This window comes from Pseudoalteromonas sp. NJ631, assembly GCF_000276645.1.
GTDB classification, from domain to species: domain Bacteria; phylum Pseudomonadota; class Gammaproteobacteria; order Enterobacterales; family Alteromonadaceae; genus Pseudoalteromonas; species Pseudoalteromonas piscicida.
In genome coordinates this window covers 1-12279 of the sequence record NZ_AKXJ01000021.1, presented here as the reverse complement: position 1 = coordinate 12279, position 12279 = coordinate 1, and the positions used below count along the sequence as shown (strand labels likewise).

The 12279-nt window shown below is 44.6% G+C and carries 14 protein-coding genes, 2 tRNA genes and 1 pseudogene; 12 read left to right on the top strand and 5 right to left on the bottom strand.

Going from position 1 to position 12279, the window contains the following annotated elements; translation table 11 throughout:
- Positions 1-31: 31 nt before the first annotated feature.
- Positions 32-874, bottom strand: coding sequence for a diacylglycerol/lipid kinase family protein (locus A587_RS0122430; protein ID WP_017219380.1), 843 nt, complete (start codon positions 872-874; stop codon positions 32-34).
- Between the two features lie 285 nt (positions 875-1159).
- On the opposite strand from A587_RS0122430, the gene A587_RS25230 reads away from it, so the two are divergent.
- The 4 genes from A587_RS25230 (at position 1160) to A587_RS0122410 (ending at position 2609) form a co-directional block, all read left to right on the top strand.
- The gene (locus A587_RS25230) at positions 1160-1306 is read left to right on the top strand and encodes a hypothetical protein (RefSeq protein ID WP_017219379.1); all 147 of its coding nucleotides are present in this window, start codon (positions 1160-1162) and stop codon (positions 1304-1306) included.
- A 224-nt stretch (positions 1307-1530) separates the two neighbouring features.
- Positions 1531-1621, top strand: a tRNA-Ser gene (locus A587_RS0122420).
- Between the two features lie 18 nt (positions 1622-1639).
- Positions 1640-1732: transfer RNA gene (locus tag A587_RS0122415), tRNA-Ser, on the top strand.
- A gap of 127 nt (positions 1733-1859) precedes the next feature.
- Complete coding sequence (locus A587_RS0122410) at positions 1860-2609, top strand: MBL fold metallo-hydrolase (protein WP_017219378.1); 750 nt, start codon at positions 1860-1862, stop codon at positions 2607-2609.
- Here A587_RS0122410 and A587_RS0122405 read toward each other — a convergent pair.
- Together A587_RS0122405 and A587_RS0122400 are read right to left on the bottom strand one after the other, a co-directional pair.
- The gene (locus tag A587_RS0122405; RefSeq protein ID WP_017219377.1) at positions 2606-3718 is read right to left on the bottom strand and encodes an aminotransferase class V-fold PLP-dependent enzyme; all 1113 of its coding nucleotides are present in this window, start codon (positions 3716-3718) and stop codon (positions 2606-2608) included. The genes A587_RS0122410 and A587_RS0122405 overlap by 4 nt on opposite strands.
- Entirely contained in the window at positions 3705-4892 is a 1188-nt protein-coding gene (locus A587_RS0122400; RefSeq protein ID WP_017219376.1) for a PrnB family protein, read from the bottom strand. Before A587_RS0122400 ends, A587_RS0122405 begins: the two co-directional genes overlap by 14 nt.
- Before the next feature lie 116 nt (positions 4893-5008).
- Between A587_RS0122400 and A587_RS0122395 the strand changes: the two genes are divergently transcribed.
- The 3 genes and pseudogenes from A587_RS0122395 to A587_RS24300 all read left to right on the top strand — a co-directional run bounded on the left by A587_RS0122395 (position 5009) and on the right by A587_RS24300 (position 7937).
- Complete coding sequence (locus A587_RS0122395) at positions 5009-5476, top strand: Lrp/AsnC family transcriptional regulator (RefSeq protein WP_026001098.1); 468 nt, start codon at positions 5009-5011, stop codon at positions 5474-5476.
- 63 nt (positions 5477-5539) lie between these two features.
- Complete coding sequence (locus tag A587_RS0122390; RefSeq protein WP_017219375.1) at positions 5540-6814, top strand: alpha/beta hydrolase; 1275 nt, start codon at positions 5540-5542, stop codon at positions 6812-6814.
- Positions 6798-7937 (top strand): annotated as a pseudogene (locus tag A587_RS24300) (GNAT family N-acetyltransferase). Before A587_RS0122390 ends, A587_RS24300 begins: the two are co-directional and overlap by 17 nt.
- Here the strand turns inward: A587_RS24300 and A587_RS0122380 are convergent.
- Positions 7917-8507 (bottom strand): DUF938 domain-containing protein, encoded by a 591-nt coding sequence (locus A587_RS0122380; protein ID WP_017219372.1) that lies wholly within the window; start codon positions 8505-8507, stop codon positions 7917-7919. The pseudogene A587_RS24300 and the gene A587_RS0122380 overlap by 21 nt on opposite strands.
- Positions 8508-8673: 166 nt before the next feature.
- Between A587_RS0122380 and A587_RS0122375 the strand changes: the two genes are divergently transcribed.
- The 5 genes from A587_RS0122375 (at position 8674) to A587_RS0122355 (ending at position 11766) form a co-directional block, all read left to right on the top strand.
- The gene (locus tag A587_RS0122375) at positions 8674-8856 is read left to right on the top strand and encodes a hypothetical protein (RefSeq protein WP_010378070.1); all 183 of its coding nucleotides are present in this window, start codon (positions 8674-8676) and stop codon (positions 8854-8856) included.
- Positions 8857-8973: 117 nt separating this feature from the next.
- Complete coding sequence (locus A587_RS0122370; RefSeq protein WP_017219371.1) at positions 8974-9384, top strand: hypothetical protein; 411 nt, start codon at positions 8974-8976, stop codon at positions 9382-9384.
- A gap of 8 nt (positions 9385-9392) precedes the next feature.
- The gene (locus tag A587_RS0122365; RefSeq protein WP_010378065.1) at positions 9393-10769 is read left to right on the top strand and encodes a class II fumarate hydratase; all 1377 of its coding nucleotides are present in this window, start codon (positions 9393-9395) and stop codon (positions 10767-10769) included.
- Between the two features lie 107 nt (positions 10770-10876).
- Positions 10877-11377, top strand: coding sequence for a hypothetical protein (locus tag A587_RS0122360; protein WP_017219370.1), 501 nt, complete (start codon positions 10877-10879; stop codon positions 11375-11377).
- Positions 11378-11385: 8 nt separating this feature from the next.
- Positions 11386-11766 (top strand): hypothetical protein, encoded by a 381-nt coding sequence (locus tag A587_RS0122355; RefSeq protein ID WP_017219369.1) that lies wholly within the window; start codon positions 11386-11388, stop codon positions 11764-11766.
- A gap of 17 nt (positions 11767-11783) precedes the next feature.
- Here A587_RS0122355 and A587_RS0122350 read toward each other — a convergent pair whose 3' ends face one another.
- Positions 11784-11969, bottom strand: a complete 186-nt coding sequence (locus A587_RS0122350) for a hypothetical protein (protein WP_010378060.1) — start codon at positions 11967-11969, stop codon at positions 11784-11786.
- Between the last annotated feature and the right edge of the window lie 310 nt (positions 11970-12279).

The window sequence follows — 12279 nt, the reverse complement described above, 5'->3', positions numbered from 1 at the left end:
ATGCTTTAGCTTCTTACTTTTCAGCGCCATTTTATAATGGCGCTTTTTTTATGCTCAGAGCTCGGCGGCAGCAGGTTATCGTCGCAGGCGTGCGCCCAACAATCTCACCATCAGCCTCAATGTCATAACCCTCTTGTTCGATAAAAAGCTCTGCAATGCGGCCGTGGTGCACATTTCTTGTACCCATATGACGTTTAAGCAGCATATTGACAAACAATATCACCCGCTGCCAATGCGTTTGCGGCGTGAACCACAGTAGCTCCAGCTGACCGTCATCAAGGCAAGCCATAGGAGCGGGAGTTAACCCTGCTCCAAAGTGTTTGCCATTCGCAAGTAACAACATCATACCCAGCTCAGGCCACACGTTACTGCGATAGCGAATGAGCTTGGCAGTAAACAGCGACATTAGTCCCGCATAGGTATAGCTCAGCTTACCTAAACGTTTGGTTTGTCCTAAGTTATTCATGACATGCGCGTTAAAACCAATCCCAGCAACATTGACAAACCAGCGCCCGTCCACTTTACCCAAATCAATACTTGTGACCTGATCTGAAAATACAGCTGCTCGCCACTGTGCTTTGGAATAATTAAACTGCCGAGCAAAATCGTTGCCAGTCCCCGCAGGCAGCAACGCAAGCGTGTTATCCCGCTCAGCAATGGCATTGGCGACTAGATGCAACGTGCCATCCCCCCCAATCACCACCACGCTAACTCCCGTCGTAGCAGCTTGAGCAATTGCGTCCCTATCTGCGACAAAGTTTCCAGTGGTATTAAACCAAGTTGCCGTCAACTGTTGTTGTGTTAATTGTTGCTTTAACCATGCAATTTGCGCTTTCCCCTCAGCACCCGCTAAAGGGTTGACTACCACCAGCATAAAAACCCTTAAATACAAAAACTCAACTTATATGAATAAAAAACCAAAACTAAAACCAAAAATCAAAAACAAAAACCACAAACACCCATATTAATTGGGTTACAGCCTAACCAAGACAATCAAAGCCATGCATAAACATGCAAAAAACCCATTAAAACAAAAATGAATAAATCATTAATTCATTAGTTATTTTTATCCGAAAACATCAATTTTTATCGTTTTAAATTTAAACAGATTGCGTGCAAAATAGCCTTGTTTTCAATCATTGCTTATTAGGAGCCAGACATGCTTAATTCAGCTGCACCTTGCAGCCCATCACAAAACACGTTTAACCAAACACAACCAACTAAACAACGTCGTATCAATTGGACGAAGTGGTTGGCAGTATGTGGTCAACACTTAGCGTTAAAAGACGTGATTATGTATAAGTAAGTCTGCACAGAGCATGGCGTCCCAACCCGCCATGCTCTCGTCAGCATTTGTTTCAATAGACCATAAAAGCACCACTTCAACCAGCATTTTTGTACAAAACCTCTTCGTCAAACCGCTAATTTCTAGCACAATTTTAAAAAAACCTCACTTTTAGCACATTTTTTAAGCAAACAGTTTAAAAACGGTTTACAGCGCCTAAATCGCTAAGTATTATCTTTGCCCATGGAGAGATGGCTGAGTGGTTGAAAGCACCGGTCTTGAAAACCGGCATACGTTAATAGCGTATCTAGGGTTCAAATCCCTATCTCTCCGCCATTTTTAAAGTATTGCGCCGGAGAGGTGGCCGAGTGGCTGAAGGCGCTCCCCTGCTAAGGGAGTATAGGGTTTGTAGCCCTATCGAGGGTTCGAATCCCTCCTTCTCCGCCATCACTTATAAGAAAACCGCTTAATTGCGGTTTTTTTATGTCTGCGATTTATCACTTCCACACACAACTGGTCAGATGTCTTTAACCTATGCTATGTTGAGATCTAATTGGGGAAATGAGTGTGACTAATGAAAATCCATGTCTTAGAAGGCTATATTCAACATATTTATCTGGTTGAACACGAAACGGGCCTGCTGTTACTCGATGGTTGCTGTCGTGCCGATGTTGAGTTGGTCTGCAACTACATCCAACAACTGCAAAAGCCACTAAGCGCACTCAAGCTGATTGTGGTCACGCATATGCACCCAGATCATGCCGGTGGCGCGCACAAACTCAAAAAACTCACGGGCGCAAAGATTGCGGCCGCAAATGCCCCCAGTCAGTGGTATCGTGGTATTGATGGGGTCATGATGCACCTCTCCGATATGGCACTGGCACTTTGGGTTGCAGGGAGAAAGCGCAAGGCCAAACGCAATCTTTGGTACCCAAGACAATTATCACCAGACTTTTACCTAGCCGATGGTGATAGCTTGCCCCACTTTAACGAATGGCAAGCGATACACACACCCGGTCATACGGATAGAGATTTGAGCTTGTATCATCTCCCCAGTAAGCGCATCTATGTGGCGGATTTGACGGTAAAAGTGAAAGGGCAATTTGTTGCACCTTTTCCAGTATTCTATCCACGCTTGTATCGCCAATCTCTTGCCAAAGTCGAGGCACTACAACCCCACTCAGTGATCTTGGCACATCAAGGAGAGGTACTTGCTGAAGAAATTGATTTCAACGCATTGATAGCGCGCGCGCCCAAGCAGCCAATGACACATTGGCGCTCGGTGAAGAAGAAGACTAAAAAAGCACTAGGGTTGGGAAGCTAGCTTTCGTTGATAACCTGCACCAACTGCGCGATGTCCTCCTGACTATTATAAATATGTGGTGAGACACGAATACCGTAGCGACGATTATCCACAGCAATGCCTGCTCGCTTAAGCTGCTCCATCACTGCCTCATGCCGCGAGCCAAAATGCAAAATAGCGGTCCCCGAGCAAGCACTCTGTGCTGTAGGAGAGCGATAAAATTCAGGCAATGCCGCTTGTAACTCAGATAACAAAGCAAAGTTGTACGCTCTTACTTGCTCAATCCCAAGCTCGGCAAAATAGCCAAGGCTGTGCCCCGCATAGATATAAGGTGCCACACTTGGTGTACCGCCCCAAAAACGCAGCGCACTTTCACTCAGCGCAAAATGATGAATATCAAACTCGAATGGATTTTGATGCGAAAACCAGCCAACATCTTTTGGCTCGCAATAAGGCAAGACATCTTCATTCACCCAAATAAAACCGGCGCCAGGGCCACCGCAGCTCCATTTCACACAAGAGCCGATAACGCAATCCGCGCCCCACTCGCTTAAATTTATTGGTAATACACTAAGTGACTGAGCAATATCAATAATGCTTCGACAGCCATATTGGTTAGCAAGGCTAATGATGTCAGCGACAGGCGCCTGCTGACCGCTGTTCGAATAAACATGACTGACAAATACCCAGTCAATTTGCTCGTCAATATATTGCTGCCACACACTTAGGTCGTGCATATTCATCGCTTCGGGAATATAAACAATCTCAATATTGTCCAGCGCGTTTTGTAACGCAAATCCCATGCTGGGGAAGTCTTGCTCACTCATCAATACGCGTACTTTGCGAATGCCACTTTCGGGCAAACTCATCGTCCATTTCGTTAAACCACTGGAAAGGTTTGTTTGCGGACAAAACAGGCGCGCATCGGAGTGTAATAGGGAAGCTAGGGCTGAGGTAAAGCGATCAATTCCACTTAGCCACTGCTGCCAAGGCTCTTGATTTTGTTGTTGCCACGGCACCATAAATTGCTGATGAAAATCTTCCGCTGCAGATTTCAACATACGACCAACGGAATGACTCAATAAATAGTGACCCGTAGGCAGGTGAAAATCATCCCTATATTGCTTCATGCTTAACCCCTATTGCTTGGCGTAGTCGTTTTAAGTCATGATGCCGAGTAAAGATATCAGCGCGCTCGGCAGCTGCTCGTCTATCTCTTAAGTCTGCGAGTTCTTTGAGTAAGACTTCAATCGGTGGACCACTGGCGGTCACTTTGCTTAAGTGCTGTTGCTGCATTGCCTGCGAAGGTTTGGCGATATACTTTTCGACGAGTTGATTGTGATGTTGTATGGCCGTATCTCCATGCAGCTTACACACTTGTATAAACAAGCTACAGGCAGGGCCAAACCAATCACTTTTCGGCCCTTTCAATGCACTCAGAAACGCATCCATTAAATTAGGCGTACGCATGCATTCACGCAGGGTTGCTTGGTCTTCTGGCATCATATAGAGGAATTTTTCCACCAGCATTTGACCGTAACTAATGTCATTCGCCGGGCATAACCCCAACATCATATCGATAACATTGATACCCGCAAAATCTCCAGCGTTTGCGCCACGATAGACCTCTTTACCAACTCGGTAAGGTTTGTAATAGGGTCGTACAACATAAAAGAATGCCTCGGTATCTAGTTCCTTAAATAACTCTCGATTAGACTCTATCACCTCAAGCAGCGCTTGCTTAACTTGTTTGAGTAGCACCAATGACATAGGATGAGAAATTCCCAAATGATGCACTTTCATTAACGATTCGGACGCGCGTTTATAGGCAAGAATGGCCTGCGTATTGTAGTCGATGAATAAGCGCTCTGCCGGATGAGAAGTAAAGCGCTTATACACGCCGTTGATTGCCCGGTTGTGTGTGGTGAGATGAGCCGTTGCGAAGCGTGGTGTAACTCCCAAAGAGGCACCGATGTGCATAGCCAGTGCCGATGCTTGTGTTAGTGGAGACACCCTTTCACGGCTTGGCTCGGTAATTTCGTGGCGTCTGCATGCAGCCATAAATAGACCAACGTTACCGAGTAAGTCGAATGCTTGCTCAAAGCCTTCGTCGGTATTACCTTCTTCTAACAAGGCTTGGATCAGTTGATTACCTTCTTCTAATAACTGTGCTTTTAGCGTTTCACCAACGCCTTCAACGTTTGCTTTATCCTGTTGCTGCCAATAAAGATGTTCAAGCTTGTCGTTAAGGTCCACAAACGGACCTCTAATCCAAGCGTCAAATTGTACGGCTAATGGACTCATTATTACTTCTCGTGATTATTCCACAGTTAAGGCTAGCAAATCACCACGAGCATAATTTGCCAATTTTCTCTAAAAGTTTAATACTGATTAGCAAGAATCACTCTTTTATTTGGTTTATGTCGGTAAATCTAGATGCCAAGGACAAATTGCTCCTTAACGCCTTGCAACATAATGCACGGTTGAGTAATGCCTCACTCGCCGAAAAGGCAAACCTTTCCGATACTCCCTGTCTTCGACGCGTAAAACGCTTGCAAGATACAGGAGTAATTTCAGGCTATCATGCGGCACTGGATAGAGCGCAAGTTGACCTAAGTATTTTGGTTTATGCATTTATAAAACTCAGTGAAAATACCGCAACCGCAGCGCATTTATTTGAACAACACGTGGAATCTGAAGATCAGGTGATCAGCTGTTCAGTGATCTCCGGAAGTCATGATTACCTATTGGAAATCGTAGCAAAGGATTTGCCCAGCTATGAACAATTTGCCAAACATCAACTGGGCGCCTGTAAGGTGATTAGCGGGATTGAATCAACGATTGTCCTCAAGCAAACTTTTGCGAAACGCATATTACCGATCCGCTAACCATTTTTATCGTCACCTGTTCTCGCTATACTGCATGTGATTTTATGCTCATAAGGACCGACTATGCGCCACTACCTTACCTCCACAGTATTTGCTTTTAGCCTGCTTGGCTCACCTTTGGTCATCGCACAAAACTGTGTTACCCAAGTGAGTGATATGTCGCTATTCACCAAGAGCAAAGCATCGGGATTATTTCGCGAAGCAATCGATAAAGGCCCCGTCACCGTCGATGTAGGGAATATAAAAAACTATAACGATTATATTCGTTCTACCAAGCAAATTATTGAAAGCCGCAATCCTCGCGCTACACTGCCGTGCCCGTTAATGACGCCCACTGCAACATTCCTCAACCTGAAAAACCCCAAGGTAAGTGACTTAATCGCGCCATTTTCACTTGAGCATGACAACAAAGATCACGCCATTTTACTTATCCATGGTCTGACCGATTCTCCTTTTACTTTTCACTACCTTGCGGCAGCACTCTATGAAGCAGGATACAATGTCAGAACCATGTTACTGCCAGGCCACGCGACTGCACCAAGCGATTTAACCGAAGTTGATATTGACGATTGGCAAACCCATACGGATTATGCCATCGCACAGACGAGCCAAGATTTTAAGCATTTTTCCGTACTTGGTTATTCCACAGGTGCCGCCTTGGTGCTGAGTAGCATAGCGAAGCGCAAACCCAATAATTTAGGCTCTGTTGCACTTATCTCACCCGCCACGGAGCCACATAATAAGAACGGTTGGCTAGCCAAATGGATTGATTACGTGCCATTTGTCAATTGGATAGATGAAGACGCAGATTTGGATTTCGCCAAATATGAATCTTTCCCATGGCATGGCGCAACGTTAGCCCATCAGGCTATGGCGCCACTCAAATCACTCACCACTTTGCCAGATGTACCGATGTTTATCAGCTATAGCGATGTCGATACCACCATAGACAATCATGCAACGGCAAGGCTGCTAGAAAAGTGGCAACCTAAGTCAACGTTGACCCAATTTATCTATTCGGAAACACCATCGACTAAGCAAGGTGTGAATTATCGTAGCGTGAAAGCCGACAACATTGTCGATATGTCTCATATTGGTATTTTGCAGCCGCCTGAACATATTTTTTACGGCCGCAAAGGGCCTTATCGTAATTGCACCAGTTACCACTTAGAAGACCAAGCCTTCATCAACTGCCGCACAGGTAAAACCGTCCATTTTGGCGAGCGTCACGAGAAAAGCATGACGCAATACACAGCTCTTGCGCGGATCACGTTTAACCCTGATTACAGCAACTTTGAGCAAGCACTGCTCGCATTTTTTGATGGCCACAATGACTGAGTACCAACACAGGTTTATTCATTCTCTAACTGAAGTGACAGAAGCACAGTGGGACTGTGTTTCACCATCACATGTATTTACGAGCTACGCGTGGCTGCTTGCATTAGAGTTGAGCGGCTGCACCAGCAAAGAGACTGGCTGGATACCGCATCACTTAATGATTGAACGCCAGGGCGAGTTGATTGCAATTTTACCAGGCTATATTAAATCGCATTCTTATGGCGAGTACGTTTTTGATTGGGCTTTTGCTGAAGCCTACGAGCGCCATGGATTTGATTACTATCCGAAATGGCTGTGTGGCGTCCCCTTTACGCCAACTCAAGGGCCAAGAATATTAACTAAACGACTATCTTCTTGCTTGCTTGAATATATTGACGCTACGCTCACGAGCCTCACCCAACTAGGCATTAGTGGAGTCCATATTAATTTTTGTCGTGAAAGCGATTTTCTCACTCAAAGTCATTTAACGATGCGCCGCAATGTGCAATTTCATTAGCATAATCGAGGTTACGCCGAGTTCGATGATTTTCTCGCACGACTCACATCAAGAAAGCGTAAAATGGTCATGAAAGAACGCCAAGCTGTGACCGCCCAAGGTATTAACATAAGCTGGACTGTTGGCAGAGAAATAAGCACAGCACAACTTGATGCGTTTTTTCTCAGCTACCAACTCACCTACCTTAAACGTTCGCGACACCACGGCTATCTCTCTCGCGATTTTTTTCAGCAAGTTATCACCTCGATGCCAGATAAGCTTCGTCTTTGCTGCGCTTACTTAAACCACGAAATTATCGCCACCAGTTTATATCTTGTGGATGGCGATACCTTGTATGGTCGCTATTGGGGCGCAATTGAGGATAGTTACGACTTTTTGCATTTTGAGCTGTGTTACTATCAAGGCATAGAGTACGCCATTGCTAATCAGCTTGCAGTCTTTGACGCGGGCGCTCAAGGTGAGCACAAGTTAGTGAGGGGTTTTGAGCCGGTGTGGAGGCAATCGTATCACCGCTTATTTCAACCTGACTTTCAACAAGCGCTTGAGGATTTTACCAAGCGCGAAGCTGACGCACTCGAGCATTACTTTACCGAGTGCCAAGCAAAACTACCGTTTAAACACCAATAAGCGATTATTAGCCGGCATCGCATAGTCTTGCTGTAGTGTAAGTCCTTGCTCTGCTGCAAGCGCCAATACCCATTCTTGATCGCGAATGCCACTCTCTTTGTCTTGCGATTTTAAATACGCATCAAACTCTCGGTTACTCTCGCTGGTGAATTTACCTTGATAATTAAACGGCCCATAAACTATCAGGTAGCCGCTTTCTTTAAGGTGTCGTCCAACTCCTGCGATTAAGCGCTCAACGAGCGTTAATGACACAATGTGCAAGGTATTCGCGGTATAGATCACATCATAACGCTGATTAACAGGCCACGCATGGTGTAAGTCTAGCGTGAGTGGCGGTAAAGCATTTTCCAACTCCGCGTCATCAAGCCACGCTTGAATACCTGCGTGATTAACCTCCCTGTCCGCCGTCTGCCACGTTAAATACGGTAACGCCGCAGCAAAGTGCACCGCATGCTGACCCGTACCAGAGCCTACCTCTAGCACTTTCAACGGTTTATTTAGATAGGGAGTGAGCTTTTCTAATATTGGCCGTTTATTGTTTTCACACGCTTGAGAGTAAGGTTTTGTCATTTCGTTTGCACTATTTTGATCGATTTATGCGCCTCATTGAGGCAAGAATTTATCTCAATTGCAAGGCAAATAGCTAAAACTTCTACTAAGCAATTAAAATTAGAAAAGAAATTTATTTTGGTACAACTTCTGCTAAGTTTAAAGAGTACTAAGAGGAGAAGCGAGCATGAAAATTTCAGAGATCACCCAAATGCCAAGCCAACTTAAAAGCGAAGGACTTGTTCTGAAGAAGCGTAAAAATACCTTCACGAAAAGTCGCGCTTACCGACAAGAAGTCGCCAACCTGATGCAACTCGAAGAACAAGAGAAAGAGCATTCAGAGCAGCAATATCTCCTCGGCTATAATTAAGCTCAATCACACTTTCTTAAATTCATTTTAGACTCATAGTGAGCTGCTATGGTGAATGCTAAACAAATTGTTTGGCAGTGCGAATACTAAAGCTTGAATTGCCAACCAAACGATGTAATGATAACCATTATCATTACATCGTTTGGTTTTGTATTTATGCAGCTAGCTACTTTATTACAAACTTATCGTGCGAAGCTTAATCGCCACTGCCAGCGACCACAACTCGAGGCGCCGCTCTTGGTTGCGGAATATATTTCGGCAGGCATAGGCATGGCAAAATGGTACGAGCGCCATAATAACCCGCTGCTGCAAGAGCTTTATCTTAAAAATACATTGTCCGAACTGTTAGAACAGATTGCCGATCCACTCGTTGATACCGCCATACGTAAACAATGCATGGATCAATTATTTAAGCCTTTGTTGGCACTAAAACGGTTTTATAAACATCACCATACTTCGTCACAGCAATTTTTGAAGCTCCAGCGAGATGCGTGCCAAACCTGCCAGCAGTTTAACCCTTTTTATTAGGAGCAACGATGACTACATTTCGTCAAGAATCCGATAGTATGGGAACATTAGATGTTCCTGAGCATGCGCTCTACAAAGCGCAAACACAGCGCGCTGTAAATAACTTTCCTATTAGCGGGATCACAATGCCAGGTAGCTTTATCAAAGCATTGGCCTACATCAAACAAGCCGCAGCAGAAACCAATCAATCCCTTGGCCATCTATCAAGTGATAAAGCAAAAGCAATTGTGAGTGCCTGTCAGCAGCTAATTGATGGCAAACACTTAGATCAATTTCCAGTGGATGTCTTTCAGACTGGCTCTGGTACCAGTTCAAACATGAATGCCAACGAAGTGATAGCTACTCTAGCGACTGAATTAAGCGGTGTCGCAATTCATCCTAATGATGACGTTAACATGGGTCAAAGCTCAAACGATGTGATCCCAACAGCGATTCACGTGAGTAGTGCAATCACAGCAGTGTATGACCTTCTGCCTGCACTAAAACACTTATCTAGTAGTATTGAACAAAAAGCAGAGCAAGTTGGCCATCACGTCAAAACTGGCCGTACGCACTTGATGGATGCAATGCCGGTGACCTTTGCACAAACATTAAGTGGCTGGCAAGCGCAAGTAGATAACGCCTGTCAGGGCATTGTTCATTCCTTAGAAAAAGTCTACGAGTTAGGTCAAGGTGGAACAGCGGTCGGCACAGGTATTAATGCCGATCCACAGTTCGCTAAGTTATTTAGCCAAAACCTGAGCACTAACATCGGGATCCGCTTCAGTAAAGGCAATAACTTTTTCTATCATATCGGTTCACAAGACGCGATAGTGGGACTTTCAGGCCAACTTAAAACCTTTGCAGTAGCACAAATGAAGATAGCCAATGACTTACGCTGGATGAATTCAGGACCGCTTGCTGGCCTAGGTGAAATCGAACTTGAGGCGCTACAACCAGGCTCTTCAATCATGCCAGGTAAAGTAAACCCAGTTATTCCAGAAGCGGCTGCAATGGCCAGTGCTCAAGTGATAGGTAATGATGCAACGATTAGTGTTGCAGGCCAGTCTGGCAATTTTGAGCTGAATGTTATGTTGCCGGTGATTGCATTAAATATTTTGCAAAGCATTGAGATCCTCTCAAATACCGCGAGGCTACTTGCGGACAAAGCTATCTCAAGCTTTAAAGTAAATGAGCAGAATATTCAAAAGGCACTGGCTAAAAACCCGATTTTAGTTACCGCGTTAAATCCTGTGATCGGGTATGAAAAAGCAGCACAAATTGCCAAGCTTGCCTACAAAGAAGGACGTCCAATCATTGAGGTCGCTGCTGAGCAAACCGATCTGAGTGAAGACGAACTTCAATCATTACTCGATCCACAAAAACTCACCAAAGGCGGTCTATAGCGCCGTCCTTCAAAGCCTGCAATCACATATAGTGTATGCAGGCTGCAGAGCTTGCTATTCCTTAAGGACTTGCGTAGTTTAATTAGCAAACATTAGGAGAGCATATAATGAACAAGATGATCCCCACTTTACTGACAACCTTTTTGCTGTTTGGTTGCCAAGAAGAAGTAACTAAAAAAGAAACCACAGAACAAAAAGCACAGGAAACCAAAACTGTAAGCGAAAAGCACACCGAAATTAAAGAATCAAAAGAAGCAAGCTTGCCTATTCAACAAGATGGTAAAAAGCTCGATACCTCTGATATCAAAACCCATAAACAATCATTGGAAAACATCGTGGCCGACAAAAGCTGTGATAACGATACCCATTGTAAAGTCATTGCCGTTGGCGATCGTGCCTGTGGTGGCCCTTCTTCTTATCTAGTGTATTCAACAAGATCAGCAGATGAGGCGCAAGTTGAGCAGCTAGCGGAGCAAATTACTACATTAGAGCGCGCCTATAATATGCAAAATCAGATGATGAGTATCTGTCAGCATTTAATTGAACCCGCAACACAATGCGTTGAAAATAAGTGTGTTAAACTAGAAAATAGTCGTCCTACATACTAGAGGCAATAATGAAGTTAGCTATTTCTCTCGCTTGCATCGGCACACTAATTGCGGCGTTATCTGGCTGTGAAATGACACCAAGCGATACAACAAGTCGCTCTAATACTGCGCATACACTCAGCGATATAAGAGCAAATATAGGATGTGATGCAAGCTATCAGTGTAAAGTAATTGGAGTAGGTGAGCGATTAACCTGTGGTGGACCAAGAGAATACCTGATCTATTCAACGAAGCATACTGATGAGCAAGATGTAGAAGCAGTCGTTAGCGCTATTACTGAGCAAGAAAAGCAGAATAACAAAGGAAAAGCGCCAGCGGTTAGTTGTGAACCTGTGATGCCAATACAAACACTATGTATTGCCCATACCTGTCAGGCTGTACCTCTATAGACTGATGAGCACTCAGGTTATCGGATAAGCTCATTGATCACTGAGATCACCATCACTAACAGCGCACAAATACTCGCATTAATAATATACTTCACTTCAAGCTGCTTCTTAATCCAATAGCTATACATAAAGCGAATTAGGTAAGTGGCTGAAGTACCAAACAATGCAAATATTACCAACAGTGCAATTAAATGAAATGACACGCTAAATCCCCTGTTTTTAGCCCATCATATCGTTAATTGACCCTTCCTTATAGCCCTTATTGCATAAAACCATATAGCTGCTTCTTGCTTGCAAATGCTCAGCGGGTGAACCGCCCCCTACCATATTGCGCTGTGCTGATACTGTGGTAGGAGCGAGTTTACCTCGCGAGGTTTTTTCCGGAATTTCATTGCAACCTATCGGTGGGTGAACCACCCCCTACCATATTGCGCTGTGCTGATACTGTGGTGGGAGCGAGTTTACCTCGCGATGTGTTGATTAGCTTGCGAGATTTTTTATATCTCAAATTTC